20 protein-coding genes are annotated in these 18,254 nt (G+C 33.0%); 13 read left to right on the top strand and 7 right to left on the bottom strand.

Annotated elements, in window-relative coordinates; genetic code table 11:
- Positions 1–130: 130 nt before the first annotated feature.
- The gene (locus BM371_RS13440) at positions 131–766 is read right to left on the bottom strand and encodes a hypothetical protein (RefSeq protein ID WP_034678505.1); all 636 of its coding nucleotides are present in this window, start codon (positions 764–766) and stop codon (positions 131–133) included.
- Positions 767–962: 196 nt separating this feature from the next.
- Between BM371_RS13440 and BM371_RS13435 the strand changes: the two genes are divergently transcribed.
- The 6 genes from BM371_RS13435 (at position 963) to BM371_RS13410 (ending at position 5,169) form a co-directional block, all read left to right on the top strand.
- On the top strand, positions 963–1,898 hold the full coding sequence (locus BM371_RS13435; protein ID WP_034678502.1) for a hypothetical protein: 936 nt from the start codon (positions 963–965) through the stop codon (positions 1,896–1,898).
- Between the two features lie 157 nt (positions 1,899–2,055).
- Entirely contained in the window at positions 2,056–2,814 is a 759-nt protein-coding gene (locus BM371_RS13430; protein WP_034678501.1) for a Rossmann-fold NAD(P)-binding domain-containing protein, read from the top strand.
- 250 nt (positions 2,815–3,064) lie between these two features.
- The gene (locus BM371_RS13425; protein ID WP_034678500.1) at positions 3,065–3,400 is read left to right on the top strand and encodes a hypothetical protein; all 336 of its coding nucleotides are present in this window, start codon (positions 3,065–3,067) and stop codon (positions 3,398–3,400) included.
- A complete protein-coding gene (locus BM371_RS13420; RefSeq protein WP_034678499.1) occupies positions 3,387–3,689 on the top strand; it encodes a type II toxin-antitoxin system RelE/ParE family toxin in 303 nt (100 codons plus the stop codon). The genes BM371_RS13425 and BM371_RS13420 overlap by 14 nt, the downstream gene beginning before the upstream one ends.
- Positions 3,682–4,695, top strand: coding sequence for a cytochrome-c peroxidase (locus BM371_RS13415; protein WP_051882968.1), 1,014 nt, complete (start codon positions 3,682–3,684; stop codon positions 4,693–4,695). The genes BM371_RS13420 and BM371_RS13415 overlap by 8 nt, the downstream gene beginning before the upstream one ends.
- An 18-nt stretch (positions 4,696–4,713) precedes the next feature.
- Complete coding sequence (locus BM371_RS13410; RefSeq protein ID WP_034678498.1) at positions 4,714–5,169, top strand: hypothetical protein; 456 nt, start codon at positions 4,714–4,716, stop codon at positions 5,167–5,169.
- A 31-nt stretch (positions 5,170–5,200) separates the two neighbouring features.
- Here the strand turns inward: BM371_RS13410 and BM371_RS13405 are convergent, their stop codons facing one another.
- Positions 5,201–5,701 carry a hypothetical protein gene (locus BM371_RS13405; RefSeq protein WP_034678496.1) on the bottom strand — a complete coding sequence of 167 codons (501 nt, stop codon included), beginning with the start codon at positions 5,699–5,701 and terminating at the stop codon, positions 5,201–5,203.
- A 153-nt stretch (positions 5,702–5,854) separates the two neighbouring features.
- Between BM371_RS13405 and BM371_RS13400 the strand changes: the two genes are divergently transcribed.
- Positions 5,855–6,580 carry a TonB-dependent receptor plug domain-containing protein gene (locus tag BM371_RS13400; RefSeq protein ID WP_034678494.1) on the top strand — a complete coding sequence of 242 codons (726 nt, stop codon included), beginning with the start codon at positions 5,855–5,857 and terminating at the stop codon, positions 6,578–6,580.
- A gap of 156 nt (positions 6,581–6,736) precedes the next feature.
- A complete protein-coding gene (locus BM371_RS13395; RefSeq protein ID WP_034678493.1) occupies positions 6,737–8,365 on the top strand; it encodes an NADP-dependent glyceraldehyde-3-phosphate dehydrogenase in 1,629 nt (542 codons plus the stop codon).
- Positions 8,366–8,454: 89 nt separating this feature from the next.
- On the opposite strand, the gene BM371_RS13390 is transcribed toward BM371_RS13395, so the two are convergent.
- Entirely contained in the window at positions 8,455–9,285 is an 831-nt protein-coding gene (locus tag BM371_RS13390; RefSeq protein ID WP_034678491.1) for an alpha/beta fold hydrolase, read from the bottom strand.
- A 163-nt stretch (positions 9,286–9,448) separates the two neighbouring features.
- On the opposite strand from BM371_RS13390, the gene BM371_RS13385 reads away from it, so the two are divergent.
- The gene (locus BM371_RS13385) at positions 9,449–9,940 is read left to right on the top strand and encodes an RNA polymerase sigma factor (protein WP_034678489.1); all 492 of its coding nucleotides are present in this window, start codon (positions 9,449–9,451) and stop codon (positions 9,938–9,940) included.
- Positions 9,941–10,020: 80 nt separating this feature from the next.
- The gene (locus BM371_RS13380) at positions 10,021–10,620 is read left to right on the top strand and encodes a hypothetical protein (RefSeq protein ID WP_034678488.1); all 600 of its coding nucleotides are present in this window, start codon (positions 10,021–10,023) and stop codon (positions 10,618–10,620) included.
- 101 nt (positions 10,621–10,721) lie between these two features.
- Here the strand turns inward: BM371_RS13380 and BM371_RS13375 are convergent, their stop codons facing one another.
- The gene (locus tag BM371_RS13375) at positions 10,722–12,236 is read right to left on the bottom strand and encodes a S41 family peptidase (RefSeq protein ID WP_228423583.1); all 1,515 of its coding nucleotides are present in this window, start codon (positions 12,234–12,236) and stop codon (positions 10,722–10,724) included.
- Positions 12,237–12,594: 358 nt separating this feature from the next.
- Here BM371_RS13375 and BM371_RS13370 point away from each other — a divergent pair, with 358 nt between their 5' ends.
- Positions 12,595–13,686: an MBL fold metallo-hydrolase gene (locus BM371_RS13370; protein WP_051882966.1), complete on the top strand. Its 1,092-nt coding sequence runs from the start codon at positions 12,595–12,597 to the stop codon at positions 13,684–13,686.
- Position 13,687: 1 nt separating this feature from the next.
- Here BM371_RS13370 and BM371_RS13365 read toward each other — a convergent pair whose 3' ends face one another.
- Positions 13,688–13,975, bottom strand: a complete 288-nt coding sequence (locus tag BM371_RS13365) for a GNAT family N-acetyltransferase (protein ID WP_034678486.1) — start codon at positions 13,973–13,975, stop codon at positions 13,688–13,690.
- Between the two features lie 107 nt (positions 13,976–14,082).
- A complete protein-coding gene (locus BM371_RS13360) occupies positions 14,083–15,384 on the bottom strand; it encodes a hemolysin family protein (RefSeq protein ID WP_034678483.1) in 1,302 nt (433 codons plus the stop codon).
- Positions 15,385–15,545: 161 nt separating this feature from the next.
- Between BM371_RS13360 and BM371_RS13355 the strand changes: the two genes are divergently transcribed.
- Complete coding sequence (locus tag BM371_RS13355) at positions 15,546–16,730, top strand: MFS transporter (RefSeq protein ID WP_228376793.1); 1,185 nt, start codon at positions 15,546–15,548, stop codon at positions 16,728–16,730.
- 123 nt (positions 16,731–16,853) lie between these two features.
- Here BM371_RS13355 and BM371_RS13350 read toward each other — a convergent pair whose 3' ends face one another.
- Entirely contained in the window at positions 16,854–17,600 is a 747-nt protein-coding gene (locus BM371_RS13350) for an SDR family oxidoreductase (RefSeq protein WP_034678847.1), read from the bottom strand.
- A gap of 103 nt (positions 17,601–17,703) precedes the next feature.
- On the opposite strand from BM371_RS13350, the gene BM371_RS13345 reads away from it, so the two are divergent.
- Entirely contained in the window at positions 17,704–18,042 is a 339-nt protein-coding gene (locus tag BM371_RS13345) for a winged helix-turn-helix transcriptional regulator (protein ID WP_034678478.1), read from the top strand.
- Positions 18,043–18,254: the final 212 nt, after the last annotated feature.

The following is an 18,254-nucleotide window of genomic DNA, read 5'->3' as shown; positions in this document are numbered from 1 at the left end:
TTTGTGCAAGAAGATAAATACACTCTTTGTCATCCTGAGAGGATCTAAGTGCGAATCTTGCCAAGTAATTTTCAAATACTATGTTGATAACAATGAATGAGAAATAATATATAAAGCATGTGTAAGAAAATTATTTATTCCCTTTAAACGTCACACCCAAAGAAAAAACAGGTTTGGTAAACTGGTTTCCATTAATAAAATCACCGTTCCCGAAAACGAACTGATAACCTGCGCGGGAGGTGAGGTAGATGCCAAGATCATCGTCGTCGATAGAAGTTAATTTTACGGAAAAATCCAGTCCGCCCTGCATATTGTAGAAAATGCTGCGGCTGAGTTTTTTAGGAACTTCATATTCATTTTCATACCACACTCCATCGACTTCATTGTGGGTGATTTCGGTAGTTTTTTCATCCGGATTGACGAGACTGAAAAAGTACAAACCTGTAGAAAGATAGGTACTGAAAACAACTTTTTTGGTATTGATAAAATCATTTTGCGCCAGAAAATTAAGAATAATATGATTGGATCGGGTTCTGTCTGCGGCATAACCGAAATTTTCATTATATCTTTTACTGGTAAAGCTTAATGCTCCACCCAATGAAATACGGTCATTGATGTATGATCTCCCGTTAACATGTATTGCAGGTTGGTGCTTATAAATGGTTGGTTGCAATTCTGCTCCAAAATAGAAAGCTAGCTTTTCTTTTTGTGCGAAAAATAGGGGACAGCTCAGTAAAAACGCTAAAAATGGATATACTTTTTTCATGATTCAGAATTTTAGGGTTTAAAAGGAAATGAAAAATACTTAAAATATTTGTTATTTCTCTTACTCATAAGACTCTGGAATTTCTAAAAGGTTGTCTAGAAATACTATATTTCTTTGAAATTATAAACTGTATAAAAATTAATTAATACTTTTGAAATCATAAATAATCATCATAATTTAATAATTAGGTATTTAAATGAAAAAACTGGGAATTATCTTCATTCTTATCTTTAATTTTTGTTTTTCCCAAACAAATTATACTTTGAAACTAAAGTTTGAAGAAAAATATTTTCTTTCAAACTTTATCACGAGTAAGACAACAAATGAGTTTGTATTAAAAGTATTCAAAGAAAGTGATTCCGTATCTACATTTGATAAAAGTAGAAATTATATAGATATTTTAGATGCTACTTTAAGAGCAAACATTAATGTTATCTACAACAAAGAATTTACTAAAGCTGAACGAATAGAATATGATTCTTTAAATGCTGAAATAAAAAATGGAGATCTTATTAAGATCTTTAAGAGTGCCGTGAAAGCAAATTTTGGTACAGAATTTTTGGAAGAAGCCTTTAAGAATTTTGGAATTACTAATTTCAAAATTGTTTCAACAGATTATAATCGATTTTCAATAGATTTCTCGGACAAAGCAAACTTTGAAAAAGCTCAAGATTTATTTGGTAATAACCGATTGACATTTCATAATGAGATTGAAAACAATGAATTAGAAAAAATACAGAATTGTTTTATGAAAGAAAATGATTCGTTGGTTAAAAATAATTATTTAAAAAAACAGAAAAATTATTTACTTATTTATAAAGACGATGCAAATCTATTTGGAGATTCTTATAAGCATTCAAAATGTTTTGACTCAAATAAGATAAGTTTTCTTTTAAACGACGGGGAAGAATATGATGTTTTTTCTAAATTATTTTTTGTAAAAAACACTACCGAATTAGAAAAGAATCTTATAAATTCTATTGTTAGCTTTGATTTTGGACCAGAGAATAATATAAATTCTGATGGAACATTCATTTTCATAACTATCTTGTTAAATAAAAATGGGCAGGATTTTTTAAAAAAATACTCCCATTTAAATGTAGGAAAGAATATTTTTTTTGGTAATAAATAAGAATTCTTACTAAACCCAATGATTACGGAAAAATTAGAAGATGGAAATATTTTATTGAAATTTAACCTATTTGAAGAAAATTGGCAAAAAACTTTCGAATTCATAAGATTGGCTGCTTTTAATAATTCATTAACAGTTCAATAGATAATATTAAAGTATGAAAAAACTAGGAATCATCGGTTGCGGCTGGCTCGGAACACATATCGCAGAACGATTATCAAACCAATACGAAATATTTGTAACAACAACGACAGAATCAAAAATTGAAAGATTAAAATCTAAAAATTTTCATACCGATTTAGTAAGCTTTTCTGATGAAATTGATACCGGAATGAAAGAGTGGGAAGTTGCATCAGAATTGGATGCTATTATGGTAAGTGTTCCTTTCTCCGGAATCAGAGGAGCGCAGATTTCGATGACTGAAAAGCGTCAAAATCTGCTAAACTTTCTTGGAGATTATAAAGGACAATTATTTTACACGAGTTCAACAGGCGTTTATCCACAAACCGAAAAAGATTTCAAAGAAGATGATGTTCCTGCAAAAGATGTGGAAAGTGAAAATTTTATTTTAGAGAAATTTCCTCAAACCAATATCTTGAGATTAGGAGGATTAATGGGCGATCAGAGACTTTTAAAAAACTACAATATTTCTCAACTGGATCAACTGGTGAATCATATTCATTATGCAGATATTTGTTCGGTCGTTGAAAAAATGCTTGACAATCATTCTGAATATAAAGTATATAATGTTGTCGCTCCGATTCATCCAAACAAAGAGGAAGTGATTAATGCGCAGAAAGATTTACCGTATTCAGGAGAAAGAACAGATCAGGGAAGGACGATTTCTCCTAAAAGATTAATAGAAGAGCTGAATTTCGAATTTCAATATCCTGATCCGAGGTATTTTCATTTGTAGAATTTTCTAACGCAACGTTCGCGAGGATTTTTATTTAAAACCTTCATGTTTTTTCGTTCGCAAAGGCACTTTGTTCAGCTAAGGCTTTGGTCAATCATTACTGAGTGAAACGCCTTTACGGACGAAAAAATATTCTCAATCATTTAACTAAACTTTGCGAGTCTAACGCTAAAAATTATTAGCTTAAATTATATTGATTAAATATTTTTATTAAATTTGTCTCATAAATTGATACTAAATTTATAAAATTATGATAGCTGAAATAGAAAAATATATTGAGATTCAAAATAATATTGATGAGATTCTGAAAAATTCACCTTTTAAAATGTCTTATATTATTGAGAAATCAGGAATTAAGAAACCAACATTCTTTAAAAAATTAAAAGAGAAAAGATTTACTCCGGAAGAACTTTTGGTGATTTCAAAAACAATTGAACCTCGGTGGAGAAACGAAACTCAGGAAGAAATTTTGGAGTCTTTGAAACAAGCTGAAATAGATATTAAGAATGGTAATACTACAGATTTTTATGAATTTGTGGCTGAGCGCAGAGAGAGATTAAAAACTTTAAAAGATGCGAAAGGTTAGAATTTCTTCGAAAGCAAAGTTAGATTTAATAAGAATTGAAGAATATTTATTAAATAAATGGAACGAAGAAGTAGCAGATAATTTTTACCAAAAATTAATTGATGCGATTGATATTTTAGAAACGGCAAATGTTCAATTTGAAAAGTATCATAATACTGATTTTAGAAAATATCTTTTAACAAAGCATAATACAATAATCTATAGAGTTGAAAATAACGAAATAAATATTGTCCGTATCCTCCAAAACTTCCAAGATCCTGATGAAAATTACCAATCTCTGAATGATTAAATCCATTTTAAAACCTTTTCTTACCATCTGTTTTCTGCTGTTGATATTTTCATACAGTTTGCAGGATTTATCATTGATTTATCCGTCTTATTTTCCGAAACCGGTTTATGATTTTAAGAAAAATCCTTTGAAATCATCAATGGTTCAATTGGGCAGAAAATTGTTTTATGATCCGGTTTTATCGAGAGACAATACTATTTCCTGCTCGTCGTGCCATTTATCCAATCAGGCTTTTTCGCACGTCGGAAACCATTTAAGCAAAGGTATTGAAAATGGGATTGGCGACAGAAATTCTCCGGCGATTTTCAATCTGGCTTGGCAAAAAACATTTATGTGGGATGGTTCGGTTGTGAATATCGATGTTCAGGCTTTAGCGCCGATTAATCACCCGGCGGAAATGGGGGAAGATATTAATGCGGTCGTAAGAAAACTCAATAAATCGAAAGAATATAAAACACTTTTTTACAAAAGCTTTGGCGATAGTATGGCAACTTCAGAACGCCTGATGAAAGCACTTTCACAGTTTCAACTGACGATTGTTTCAGCGAATTCTAAATATGATAAAGTGAAACAGGGAAGAGCAAAGTTTTCTCAATCTGAAAAAAACGGGTATCAATTATTTAAACGAAACTGCAGTTCATGTCATCAGGAACCGTTGTTTTCAACGTATGAATTTGCCAACAACGGCCTTTCGTACGATCCGGAATTAAAAGATTACGGAAAATGGAACAAAACCTTTGAACCAGCCGATAAAATGATGTTTAAAATTCCGAGTCTGAGAAATCTTGAATACACTTATCCTTATATGCACGACGGAAGATTCAAAACATTGTACGATGTTATCGATCATTATGAAAAAGGAATTGAGAGAAATCCGAATTTAGCCAAACAGCTGGAAAAACCGATTGTTTTTAATGTAAAGGAAAAAGAAGATTTATTGGCTTTTTTAGCTGCTTTGAATGATTCTGTTTTGGTTTCTAATGTGGAGTATCAAAAGGTGAAATAATTTGTAAACTACAAAAAATTGAAAAATTATACTGCTCACTACTTAAAAAAAGATATTCTTCTTACTAATGAAAGTCAAAAATTAGTTGGGAAAATTGTTGATGAATGTACATGGTTTAAGATACGGCATTCTATAGATTATTTGTCACGCACCTACGAAATAAAAAATGTTGGTTTTCTTAAAAATGATGTTGAGCTAAGTCTTTCAAAACGTGTTATTTATTTTACTGATTTAGAAAAAGACAGAATTATTAAATCAGGGCAGGGTGTAAGAATATATTATTTCAAATTAGCCAAGATCAATCAGCTTTTTGAAAAAGGGAAATTGCTTATTGAGATTGTAGAAAACATCAAGAAAGAGACTAAAGAATCCATTTTAGATATAAAAGCAGATGATTCTGTTGAAGATTTATTGATTTTACTTTTCTTGCATTATTCAACAAAAGAATTCAACAGTCTTGGTGGTAGTGATTAATGGATAATAAAATTCTAAGAAAAATTTCACATTATTTATTCATCAAAATATTTTCAACCGACTCCAGAACTTCTTTTTCGATAATTTCTTCATTAATCGTTTCAAACGTATAAGTCTGTTCTTTCATCGCTGCGAAACCGGTTCCGTTCTGAAAAATCGTATCCTGATGAATGCCGATTCTTTTTAAATTTTTATCAGCAACAAACATAATGTGCGGAAACTTATCATTCGCATAAAAATTAGAATCTACATTTCGAGAGATTTGTAATCTGATATGGGTTTGAGAGTGAATACCTAAACCATTTTTAACCTCTTCATTGAATGAAATCTTACAGCCAAATCCGTTTTCTCTCAACATTCTTCGGAATTCCTGCATTTTAGGATCGATGAGATTTTTACACAACATTCTGAAATCTTCAATGAAAAGATCTTCTTCACTTTTCTTTTTCTCCAGACTTTCCTTAAGCTTTTGCTCTTCTGTCTTTAAGTTATGAAACAAATGATTCAGTCTGCTGATGTTTTCTTCTTTCATTGGATTATATTTTCAGTTTGCTTAGTTTTAAATATTTCAAATATAAATTAAATTATGAAGATTTTGAAGAGGCTCAATGAACAAGTTTGGAAGATTATTGATTAACATTCCAACCTTTTTATAAAACAAAGCATCTTTAATAAAAAAGCCTCTATGAAAATTACAATACCAAAGCCTTGTCATGAAAATTGGGAAACAATGACTCCCCAGGAAAAAGGAAGATTCTGTTCGGTTTGCTCAAAAACAGTGAGAGATTTTACAATTGTTCCTGATAATGAAATAATCAATGTGTTTTCTAATTCTACTGAAGAAATCTGCGGCAAGTTCAATGAATCTCAACTGAACAGAAATATGCAATATTCTTCTATCAATTCTGTTTTTGTAAAATTTGCGGTGGGTTTTATTCTTACCACTGGAGGTTTAGTTTCTGTACAGGCACAAAATATAACAAATGATACTTTAAAGGTAGAAGAGATTGGTGATGTAGTGATATTTCCGGATACATATCAAAATAAGAAAAAGTTTGTCGGATCAGTTACTATTATTCCACAAGAAAGTTTAATTAAAGCTCAAAAAATTGATTCAAAAGTTGATCCTTCGATTTTGAGAGGTCTAAAGATAAATCCACCAAAAGATAGTTTAAATAAAAAACAGATTAGGATCGGAGGGGCACAAACAACTTTGATAAATGAGGAAAAACCGCTGGTAGTTTTAGATGGGAAAATAATTGATTTTAATGATTTACAAAAAACAGATCCTTATTCAATTAAAGATATACATATCCTGAAAGATCATTCTGCAACTGCATTATATGGTCAAAAGGCTTTGAACGGCGTTATTGTAGTAACTACAAAAAAGAAATTTAAAAAGAAGAAGTAATTTTTGATTTTGTTGAAATGAATTAAAATTTATCTAATGTTAATTCTCATTCAAATACCCTTTAGATAGAGCGAATCTATTAATTTCCTCTTTTATAAACGGATTTTTACGGCTAACTTTATTCTTTCAAATTTCAAACTATTAAATTTTTAATGTATGAGCTTAGCCAATAATAGGTCATTTCTTGACCTTTTCAAATCCGAAAACGAAATTCCAGAAGAATATAAAGTTCCAGAAATCCATCAGAGAGAATATCTCCTTAATGGAGAATTGGTAGAATGGGAAGGAGAGGTTCAAAATATCTACTCGCCGGTTTGCCTTCAGACAGAGAACGGTTTAGAGAGAAAGTTGTTGGGAAGCATTCCGAATATCGGTCCTCAAGAAGCAATGAAAGTTCTTGATGCCTGTGTAAAAGCTTATGACAATGGGTTGGGAGAGTGGCCGACCATGTCTGTAGAGGGAAGAATCAAATGCATGCAGAAGTTCGTTTATCTGATGATTAAAGAGCGTGATTTAATTATCAAATTACTGATGTGGGAAATCGGAAAAACTTTAGCAGATTCCACAAAAGAATTCGACAGAACGGTAGATTACATCAACCAGACTATTGACGCACTGAAAGATTTAGACAGAGAATCTTCGCGTTTTCAACAGGCAGAAGGAACCATTGCGCAAATCAGAAGAGCCCCACTTGGTGTGGTTTTGAGCATGGGACCGTTTAATTATCCTTTAAACGAAATTTTTACAACATTGATTCCTGCTTTGATTATGGGAAATACGATTTTGTTTAAACTTCCAAAACACGGTGTTTTAGCACATTATCCTTTATTAAAAGCATTTAAAGAAGCCTTCCCAAAAGGAACGGTGAATACTTTATACGGAAAAGGTTCGGAAATTATTACTCCGATTATGGAAAGCGGAAAAGTAAATGTCTTGGCTTTCATCGGTTCAAGTAAAGTTGCGAATGGTTTAAAAAAATTACATCCGAAAGTGAACCGTTTAAGAGCAATTTTAAGTCTTGATGCAAAAAATGCTGCCATTGTTACGAAGAATGCGAATCTTGATATTGCCGTGAATGAAATTATTCTTGGAGCGCTTTCTTTCAACGGGCAAAGATGTACTGCTTTGAAACTTATTTTTGTTCAAAAGGATGTTGCAGAAGAATTCACTCAAAAATTAACAGCTGCAGTTTCTGCTTTAAAGCCTGGACTTCCTTGGGAAAAAGATGTGAAAATTACGCCGCTTCCGGAAGTCAATAAACCTCCTTACTTAAAAGAATGCATTGATGATGCTTTGTCAAAAGGTGCAAAAGTTCTGAATGAAAATGGTGGATTTACGGAAGAATCTTTCGTTTTTCCAGCGGTTGTTTATCCTGTGAACAGTGAAATGAAGCTGTATCATGAAGAACAATTTGGTCCCGTAATTCCGGTGGTTCCTTTTGATGATATTGAAGAGCCGATCGATTATCAGGTCAATGCAGATCATGGGATGCAGGTAAGTATTTTCAGTGAAGATGCTCAAGAAGTTTCACAATTAATTGATCCTTTTGTGAATTTGGTAAGCCGTGTAAATATTAATTGTCAGGCTCAGAGAGGGCCGGATGTTTTCCCGTTTACCGGAAGAAAAGACAGTGCGGAAGGTACACTTTCTGTATTTGATGCGCTTCGTTCGTTTTCAATTCGTTCTTTGGTTGCTGCGAAAGTGACAGATTCCAACAAAGAGTTGCTGAATACGATTGTAAGAGATCACGATTCTAATTTTCTGAGTACGGATTATATTTTTTAAGCATTTATATTTCGACATAAAATATAAAACCGCAGTAAAACCTACTGCGGTTTTCTGATCATTAAAATCAGAATATATTGAAAAAAGATTTAATTGTTTGTCAGAAATTTGGTGAGAATTTGATTCAGGTGTTCAGCGTGCGTAATGTTTAATCCATGCGGACCGCCTTCTATCGTTACGAAATCGTTGTCTGCAATTCCTTTTGCAGCTTGTTGTGCAGAAGTTTCTATAGGTACAATCTGATCATTGTCTCCGTGTACAATTAGTGTTTTTACCTTCACATTTCCAAGTTCTGGTCTGAAGTCTGTATTTGCCCAGCTTTCTGCACATCTTATTGTTGCTATAGGAGAAGCACATGATGCAATGCTCCAATCATAGTCGAGCTGCTTCTGGCTGACTGTCTGGGAAAGCAATCCGTAATTGTAAAAGTTTTTGTGGAATGTTTCCAGAAAGGTAACCCTGTCTTTTTTCAGATTCTCCATAATCCCGTCAAGATCTTCCTGCGGAACGCCTTGCGGATTGTTATCTTTTTGTTTTACCAAAGGAATGATAGAAGATATTAAAGCTACTTTATCCACATTTTCAGAACCATAATTTGTTAGATAACGAACAACTTCGCCTCCGCCCATTGAAAAGCCGAAAAGAATAACATTTTTTAGATCTAATTGTGTAATAATTTCATGCAGATCTGCTGCAAGACCATCATAATCGTAACCTTCTAAAGTCGGGACAGATTTTCCGAAACCTTTTCTGTCATAAGAAATGACTCGGTATCCTAAATTTAAAAGAACAGGAATCTGGAGTTCCCATGATTTTCCGCTTAAAGGCCATCCGTGAATAAGAATAATCGGCTGTCCGGAACCGAAATCTTCATAATAAAGTTCAAAACTTTTGTCGTCTTGTTTTTTAATGTAAGGCATATTTATATTTTTTTGGTGTGATACGAAAAACACAAATTTTAAGCCATGAGATGATTTTAAATAAAGATGTGGTACTTTGTTTTAAATTTATTTGAAATTTTTAATAAAAACTGTAACAATTATTTTGATGCGTTACTAACTCTACAGAGCACAAGAAAAAACAATGACCTCACAACAGGAATTTATAAACAAAATCGAAAAGCATAAGGGAATCATTTTTAAGATTTCTAAAATGTACATGGACGATAAAGACGACCGGGATGATCTCTTCCAGGAGATTACGTACCAGGTTTGGAAGGCTTATCCGAAATTTAAAGGCGAGAGTGAATTTTCGACTTGGCTGTACAGAATTGCGCTGAATACCTCAATTATTTTCTTGAAATCTAAGAAAAAAAGAAGTTTTATTGCTAATGAAGACTTTTCGAATTATAAAATTATAGAGGATGAATACGATCATGAAAAAGAAGAGAAATTAAACAAAATGTATACAGCGATCAATCAGCTGAGCCCAATCGATAAAGCATTCATCTTCTATTATCTCGAAGATTTTTCCGGAAGAGAAATTGCCGAACAAATGGGTATTTCTGAAGGAAACGTGAGAGTGAAAATGAACCGCGCAAAAAATAAACTGAAAGAAATTTTAAGTAATAAATAAGCTGGAACCCGGAAGTTTGAAGCTGGAAGACTTCCAACATCCATCTCCCAACTTCCAGCAAAGAATTAAAAACAAACATTATGAATATAGATGAACTAAAAAATGCATGGAGTGAAGATGTTTCAGACGAAACACCGGAAATCAGCACCGAACATACAAACAAGATCAACCTTCCTTTAGAAAAAATCAGAAAAAATATGAGAATGGAATTTTGGTCAACGGTCGGAATTTTAATTTTCGGGTTTCTGGTAGTCTGGGTTCCGGTTCCTGAAGCTCCGTTTAAGTTTAAATTTTATTTAACGGTCTTGCTGTTTTCAATGGTAATCGTGGTTTCGTTTTTCTTCAGCAAGTTTTTTAAATTGTATAGAGACATCAGTAATCCGATGCAGAAAACATATGAATCTCTTCAGGATCTGATGTTTCAGTTTAAATTGAATGAACAGTATTATCTGTCTTTTATGCTTTCATTTGTCCCGTTTTTGGTTTGTGAACTGATTATTGTGATTGAGTTTATTCCGCATCGTGTTCCTTTGAGTGACTTTCAAATTGCAACAACGATTATTTCTACACTTGCAATTGGTCTTTTCGGACTTTTTTTGCTCGGAAAATATTGGTATAAAGGTTTTTACGGCAAATATGTTAACCAGATTGAGAATCTTCTGAATGATCTTAGAAAATAAGGTTTAAACGGTTTCGGCGGGCTGAAAGCCCGCCGAAACCGTTTTTCTTTAAGAAATTATTGAGTAGAATATGTCGGCAATTTTCTCAAAACAGAAATAATTTAATTCTCAACTTTACTGTCTTTCAGTCTCTGAATATCATTTTTTACCCAATCCAGTTGTACATCTTTTTTATCGATAATATCCTGCATATTTTCGTTAATTTCTACATCAGGAACAACACCTTTTTGCTTATTTTCAAACGTGATATTTGGCTGTACCAAAAGTAATCCGATCGGTAAATCGATTTTAGAATTCGGAAGTTTCTGATAAGAATAAAATCCTGCAACCGTTCCGTCATTTGCACCACCTGTTTCTTCACCAACTAAGGTGACGCGCTGATCAAATTTTAATTTAGATGAAATAATCGATGATGCTGAGAAACTTCCGCCATTAATTAAAACATACACTTTTCCTTTGAAAGCATTATCTTTTGGTTTCGTCGACTTGTTTTCCTTCATTTTATAATAAGCAATTCCGTCTTTTCCTTTATAAACATTAAAAGCCTGATATAAAAAATACCCGGGATAAGTCAGACTTTTGTAGGCATATTGAAGCGGATTTGATGTTTTGAAGTAATTGGTTTTCAAAGGGGTAACTCTTGAAGCCAGTTGCGAAGGTTTTATCAATACAAAAGGTTCGGGAGCTAAGTAAGAGTACAATTGATTGATCTCATAAAGCGAACCGCCGTAGTTTTCACGAATATCAATGATGAGATATGAAGATTCTGCATTTTTTATTTTCGCAAAAGATTCTTTATAGAACCTGTCGGCAAAAGATCTTGAGAAACTTTTAATTTTCATGTAAGCAATTGTACTGTCTTTGTCGAGAAATTTAAAGTTCCTGTTGTAAGAACTTGTAGAAACCACATAATCATTCAGCTTTTTTTCAGGACTGCGTTTTTTCTCGGCTTTGTCTTTCTCAAGGTCTTTTTTATCTTTGGTCTCGCGTTTTAAAGTCAAAATCTGCCTTTCGTTATTGTAAAGCGTTTCGATTTTTGCGCTGTCCATAATTCCTTTCTCGGCAACAAAAAAATTGAAGAAAACATCTTTCAGATAATAAGGATAGAAAGTCTTATTGTAACCGTCACTGCTGATTAATTCACGATATTTTTTAAGATAATCTGAAACAGGAACATTATTAATACTTAACAGTTCAGTTCCCGGTTTTATATTTTGTATGGAATCTTTATTTTCTATAAAATACAAGTGATCTCCTTTCACATGATACTCAAATCTTCCAAAAAGTCCTTTTTTGTTTTTTAACGCCCTAATTTCTTTTTTTGAAAACCTTTTTGCAGGAATTCTCAACGAGAGATGTCCTTCACGGATTTTCGCAATAACCGGCTGCAATTTAAAGTAAAACTGAGTCGGAGTTAAAGGTTTCGTAATGGTGGTTTTTAAACTGTCAAATTTAAAATCAAGTTCTTCTTTTGAAATATACCAATTAAGCTTTGGGTGCATTTCCTGAAGTTTCAGATATGTAAAATCTACATCTTCACGAAGTTTTTCAGGCGGAATCAAGCTTAATCTTTGTTCGTTATATTTTGTCACGGAAGTGCATGAAAAAACTGACAAAATTAGGATTATGAATAATATATATTTCAAAATATGAACTTTTTTAGTCAAACGAAATTAAAAAACTTTTAAATATATTCAGAAATAAAAAGTAAAATTCATTTTCATGCGTCATTGATGGAAGAGTATCAATTTTGAGAGATTTTTTTTTTGCTATTAAGATTGTTGAGTTTTAAGCACAAAAGTAATTCAGATTTATTTAGATTCACTAAAGTGATCGATTTAAAAGTATGCTTACATCAATTTATTGATTCTTAAGACATCTTAAATATTTAATGATCTTAATGTTTAAAAATGTTTTACAAAATTATCAGATGCTCTTAGAAAGTTTTTTACATTTGAATTTGAAATTTTTACAATGATTTATTTTATCATATTGATTGCGGTTATTGCAATTGCAACATATTTAGTATTATCGATGGATGTTTTTGGAGCAGAACCGAAAGGTAAACGCCTGGAAAGAATGCTGAAATCTAAGAATTATAAAAACAAACAATTCCAGAATCAGAGTTTTACACCATCTTTTGCGGAAGGTTACAGCATGCCGAAAGTAATGTTTGATTTTTTCTTTTCCAAAAAAGATCCTTTACTGAAACCTTTACATATAATTCCGAATGTACAAACCGATTTGAAAAACCTTCCTGAGGATGAAGATGTATTTATCTGGATGGGGCACTCTTCTTATTTCATAAAAATCGATGGTGTTTCTTTTCTGATAGATCCTGTTTTAAGCACTTTTGGTTCACCTTTTAAGTTTTTCAATAAAGCTTTTGAAGGTGCAGATTTATTTAAGCCTAAAGATATTCCCAATATCGATTATCTCGTTATCACACATGATCATTACGATCATTTAGATTTTCCGACGGTAAAAGCAATCCGCGAGAAAGTAGGAAAGGTTATTATGCCTTTAGGAGTGGGTGCACATTTCGAAAAATGGGGCTATTCTCCAGAACAGTTGATTGAAGAAGATTGGGAAACTGTTGTCGATTTAAAAAATAATTTCAAAATTACTTTTACTCCTGCAAGACATTTTTCAGGAAGAAAATTCCACAGAAACAATACATTATGGACTTCTTATGTTCTTGAAACGCCAACAAAAAAACTGTTTTTAGGTGGCGACAGTGGTTATGACAATCATTTTAAAACAATTGGCGAAAAATACGGTCCGTTTGATTACGCCATCCTGGAAAACGGACAATATAATCCTGCCTGGAAATACATCCATGCTTTACCGGAAGATGTAATTCAGGCAAGTATCGATATTCAGGCGAAAAATATTATTCCTGTTCACTCCGGGAAATTTGCATTGGCGTTACATCCTTGGAATGAGCCGTTGCAGAAAGTAACCACACTCGGAAAAAAGAAAAATCTGCACATTCTCACTCCGAAAATCGGAGAGATTTTAGATTTAAATAAATCAGATCAACATTTTCAGAACTGGTGGGAATAATTTATTCATGCCAGATTCCTTTGTATCTTTTCGGATGATTTTCAAGCTGCTGTCTTACAAAATCGCATTCCGGATCGATCATCAGATCTTTTTCTTCGGCATAATTTACCAATTTATCTAAAAGCAATTTTGCATAACCGTGACCTTCAAGATCTTCGTTGACTTTGGTATAATACACATTGAGGAGTCTTCCGTCAACAGAAATCGACATGTAGCCGACCTTTTTACCGTCAATTAATAATTGCAGTTCGTCCTGATAAGGTGTTATTTCAAACGTTATATTTTCCATAATTTCTGATGTTTATTGGTGAAACTCTCCCTTAAAATTACAAATTAAAATTTTACGCAGCGAAGATTTAAGAGATTTTAAAATAATTTATAATGATTTAAATTAAGTTATTCGTTCAGAATAGTTTCATCAACGTTCAGAATTTTGCTGGCTAAAATTTTATCAACACGGTTTCCGTCTTTATCTACGATTTCTAAAAGCAGATTTCCGATTTTCACCGTATCGCCGGTTTTGGGCATATCATCATAATCATGAAAAAACAATCCTGAAACGCTCACAAATTTCTTTTCAACTTCCTGATCAATTTCGATATTAAAGTATTTTTTAAAGTCATGAATGGAGCATTTTCCGTCGATAAGCCATGAAGTTTCATTTCGTTTAATAATTTCAGGCTCGTTATCACTTCCGTCGGGAATATTTCCAACCAAATCATCAAGAATGTCATTCAGTGTAATAATTCCTTTGGTCGTTCCGTATTCATCGATGACAATGGCAATATGTGATCGGTTGTTCTGAAAACTTTCCAAAAGTGGGTAAATGAATGAGGTTTCGCTCACAAAGACAGCTTTTTTTAGATGTTCTTTCAACGAAAAATTCTGTTGCGAAAAATCAAAAAGGTCTTTCATTTTTACAATTCCGATGATATTGTCGAGATTGTTTCCATCAGTTACAGGATAGGTAGAGTAGGAGCAGCTTTTAATCTTTGTTTTAATGGTTTCGTAATCGTCACTTGCATCAAGAGCTACAATTCTTGAACGGTGCGTTGCCAGAGAATTTACTTTTCTGTCACCCAGAGCAAATGCATTTTTAAGAATATCGTGTTCTTTTTCTTCAATAATCCCGCCTTCATTTCCTTCTTTAATGATTGATTTAATCTCTTCTTCGGTGACGGTTTCTTTTTTATCATTTTTAATTCCGAAAAGTTTTAAGATTCCTTCGTTCGTAATCGTTAAAAGCCAGACAAAAGGCGAAGTGATTGCAGAAAGCCAATACATTGGTTTTGCAATGAAGATAGATATTCTTTCAGGAAATTTCAAACCTAATCTTTTAGGAATCAATTCACCAAACACGATGGATAGAAAGGTTACGAAGGTAACAATTAAAACAGAAGCAATACCTTTGGAATACTCAGAAAAAACCTCAAATTGAGAAATGTATTTTGCAAAATCGGCGGTAAGTTTATCTCCGGAATAAATTCCCAGCAAAATACCGATAAGCGTAATGCCAATCTGAACAGTGGAAAGAAATTTATTCGGATTTTCAGATAGCTTAATTGCTGTTTTAGCATTGGAGTTTCCTTTTTTTTTGATGCTGTTGAGTTTGAATTTCCTGGAAGATACCAATGCCATTTCCGACATTGAAAATATCCCATTGAGGAGAATGAGAAGAATGATGATGAAAATTTCCATAGGTAGATTTGGTAATGAGATAAAGTTAGAGAAAAAAGATAAGGAAATCAACAGTCTTTTCCGATTGAATTTAAATATCGAATATTTAAGATTTATTTATCTTAAAACAGCATTAACAGCGAAAAAATGTCGGACTTTTGTCGCTTGAAATTTCTATGAAGATGTTAAAAGAGAAAAACAAATTTTTAGCAACCATTCTTGCATTTGCCGTAATTCCAATGTCGGGTCTTGCAACCGATATTTATCTGCCTTCGATGCCGAGTATGGCAACCGAACTTCATCAGCCGGAAAGTAATATTCAGCTTACTTTATCGATATTTTTGATTAGTTATGGTTTGACGCAGTTTTTTGCAGGAAGTATTGTCGATTCTTTCGGAAGGTACAAGGTTTCCATGGCTTCTTTGGCATTATTTGTCGTTTCATTCATTATTACTGCAACCACTCAGAACTTATTTGTAATCTATGCGATGCGTGTGTTGCAGGGTATTTTGTCAGGATTTGCAGTGGTTTCTAAGAGGGCATTTTTTGTCGATGTTTATGAAGGAGACGAGCGGAAACATTACTTAAGCATTATGACAATCGTCTGGTCGGTCGGGCCAATTATCGCGCCATTTATTGGAGGTTATCTGCAGAAAATTTTCGGATGGCAGTCGAATTTTTATGTGTTGGCAGGATACAGTTTAATTCTTCTTATTCTTGAATTCTTTTTTTCAGGCGAAACTTTGAAGAAAAGAAATCCTTTCCACATTGAATTTTTGCTGAAAGAATACAACTCCATGTTTAAAGCCAAAGATTTCTTTTATGGAATGGTGATGTGCGGATTGAGTTATTCGATGATTATGTTTTTCAATCTTTGCGGATCATTTATTATTGAACATAAAATGGGGTATTCTGAAGTGGTTGCAGGGTACGTTTCTTTAATCCTAGGATTTGCTTGGATGACAGGTGGTTTTTTAGGAAAAGCATTGATTAATAAAGCTTTTTTACCCAAAATTCGTTATGCTAATTTCATTCAGTTATTTTTAATTGTCTTGATGTTTATTGCATCCTATTTTTCAAATAATATTTACAGTCTGGTGGCATTTGCTTTTGTAATTCACGTGACAGCCGGCTTTATCTTTAATAATTATTTCTCCTACTGTATCGGAAGATTCCCGAATTCAGCAGGGATTGCAGGTGGTTTAACAGGCGGAATTGCCTTTATCATCACATCCGCCATCAGTTACGGAATTGTTGCGATCATCAAACCTCAGGTTCAGCTGGAAGTAGCAGAAGGATATTTCGTATTGGGAATTTTAGGACTATTTATTTTAAGTATGATTAAATTAAGAAAGGCACATGTTTAATAGTTGTTTTAATCTCAAATACCTGGAACTTTTAGACATAGTTTTATACGATTAATCCTCCCGAATAAAGGAGGATTTATTTTAAATCAGATTTAAATCATGGGATTTTTTCGTATTTTCAAACTACAAAATCATTCCGCCATCGATAAGGATTTCAGTTCCTGTCATGAAGCTCGCTACATTATTATCCGATAAATAAACAACTGCTTTTGCTACATCTTCAGCAGTTCCCATTTTCTTTAAAGGAATTAAATCGGTCAGCCAAGCATCAAGACCTTTCAAAGTTTTTTCGTCTAATCCTGCTTTAGTCATAATTTCCGTTTTCGTAGGTCCCGGATTTACCATATTGACTCGGATTTTTCTTGGCGCCAATTCTGCAGCGGCTGTTTTTGCAATTGAATTCAGTGCTGCTTTGCTTGCCTGATAAACCGAACTGTTGGGTTTGAAAGTTGTTGCAACGTTGGATGATAAAAAGACAACAGAAGCACCGTCATTCAAGAGCGGAGTAAATTTGCTTAAAGTGAAATACGCTCCTCTGAAATTAATATTCATCACTTGATCGAAGTTTTCAGAGTCCATATTTTCTATTGAATTCAAAGTTCCGGTGATTCCTGCATTGATAAACAAGATATCAACTTTCCCGAATTGATTTTCAACTTCTGTTTTAAAACTTTCAATGTCTTCCAGTTTTCCCTGATCCGCCACAAACGGAATTGCTCCTAATTCTTCTGCTGCTTTTTCAATGGCTTCTTTTCTTCTTCCCGTGATGATTACCTTTGCACCATTTGCAATTAATTCTTTTGCGGTTGCAAATCCAATTCCACTGTTTCCGCCAGTTACGATGGCTAGTTTGTTATTAAATGTACTCATTGTTTTAAATTTTTTGACAAAGCTATTGTAAATTGGTATACTTTTGTAATCAGTATCACAGAGTATATCAGTATCATCAATTATATCATTTAACTTTGCACTCATGGAAAGAGATCAGACAGAAGAGCTTAGAGCTTTACAAGATACCCTTTATTTCATTGGCGGAAAGTGGAGAATTCCTATTATTAATGCCATTTGCAACGGCAACAGACGTTTCCGCGAAATTGAAAGAAGCATCCCCGGAATTACCACAAGAATGCTTTCAAAAGAGTTGAAAGAAATGGAAATGAATAAGCTGGTAAAGCGAACCGTTTATCCAGAAACTCCTGTTTTAATTGAATATGAACCGACCGGGTATTGCAGAACTTTCGGGAATATTATTTCGGAAATGATCAATTGGGGAAGGGAGCATAGAAGAGTGATTGTGGAGGATAAAATTTAGTTTTATAAAAATAATGATTTTATTGATAATGAATTTAAATATCAATAGGAACGGGCTTTAGCCCGTTTAAATTTTTACATAATATCAATTGGCTTTAGCCAAAACTTAAAATAATACTTTGCCTAGATTCTTCCTTCGTCAGAATGACAAACGGGACGTTTAAAAATTACTACTTAAAAAAAGCCCCTTTAAAAAAGGAGCTTTCAATCTAT

Source organism: Chryseobacterium formosense, from assembly GCF_900116415.1.
Classification (GTDB): Bacteria; Bacteroidota; Bacteroidia; order Flavobacteriales; family Weeksellaceae; genus Chryseobacterium; species Chryseobacterium formosense.
This window is presented reverse-complemented; position numbering and strand designations above follow the sequence as displayed.

Bases quoted from the DNA above. Each gene is read 5' to 3' on its own strand.
- BM371_RS13440 (WP_034678505.1), bottom strand. From the start codon at position 766: ATGAAAAAAGTATATCCATTTTTAGCGTTTTTACTGAGCTGTCCCCTA.
- BM371_RS13435 (WP_034678502.1), top strand. From the start codon at position 963: ATGAAAAAACTGGGAATTATCTTCATTCTTATCTTTAATTTTTGTTTT.
- BM371_RS13430 (WP_034678501.1), top strand. From the start codon at position 2,056: ATGAAAAAACTAGGAATCATCGGTTGCGGCTGGCTCGGAACACATATC.
- BM371_RS13425 (WP_034678500.1), top strand. From the start codon at position 3,065: ATGATAGCTGAAATAGAAAAATATATTGAGATTCAAAATAATATTGAT.
- BM371_RS13420 (WP_034678499.1), top strand. From the start codon at position 3,387: ATGCGAAAGGTTAGAATTTCTTCGAAAGCAAAGTTAGATTTAATAAGA.
- BM371_RS13415 (WP_051882968.1), top strand. From the start codon at position 3,682: ATGATTAAATCCATTTTAAAACCTTTTCTTACCATCTGTTTTCTGCTG.
- BM371_RS13405 (WP_034678496.1), bottom strand. From the start codon at position 5,701: ATGAAAGAAGAAAACATCAGCAGACTGAATCATTTGTTTCATAACTTA.
- BM371_RS13400 (WP_034678494.1), top strand. From the start codon at position 5,855: ATGAAAATTACAATACCAAAGCCTTGTCATGAAAATTGGGAAACAATG.
- BM371_RS13395 (WP_034678493.1), top strand. From the start codon at position 6,737: ATGAGCTTAGCCAATAATAGGTCATTTCTTGACCTTTTCAAATCCGAA.
- BM371_RS13390 (WP_034678491.1), bottom strand. From the start codon at position 9,285: ATGCCTTACATTAAAAAACAAGACGACAAAAGTTTTGAACTTTATTAT.
- BM371_RS13385 (WP_034678489.1), top strand. From the start codon at position 9,449: ATGACCTCACAACAGGAATTTATAAACAAAATCGAAAAGCATAAGGGA.
- BM371_RS13380 (WP_034678488.1), top strand. From the start codon at position 10,021: ATGAATATAGATGAACTAAAAAATGCATGGAGTGAAGATGTTTCAGAC.
- BM371_RS13370 (WP_051882966.1), top strand. From the start codon at position 12,595: ATGATTTATTTTATCATATTGATTGCGGTTATTGCAATTGCAACATAT.
- BM371_RS13365 (WP_034678486.1), bottom strand. From the start codon at position 13,975: ATGGAAAATATAACGTTTGAAATAACACCTTATCAGGACGAACTGCAA.
- BM371_RS13360 (WP_034678483.1), bottom strand. From the start codon at position 15,384: ATGGAAATTTTCATCATCATTCTTCTCATTCTCCTCAATGGGATATTT.
- BM371_RS13355 (WP_228376793.1), top strand. From the start codon at position 15,546: ATGTTAAAAGAGAAAAACAAATTTTTAGCAACCATTCTTGCATTTGCC.
- BM371_RS13350 (WP_034678847.1), bottom strand. From the start codon at position 17,600: ATGAGTACATTTAATAACAAACTAGCCATCGTAACTGGCGGAAACAGT.
- BM371_RS13345 (WP_034678478.1), top strand. From the start codon at position 17,704: ATGGAAAGAGATCAGACAGAAGAGCTTAGAGCTTTACAAGATACCCTT.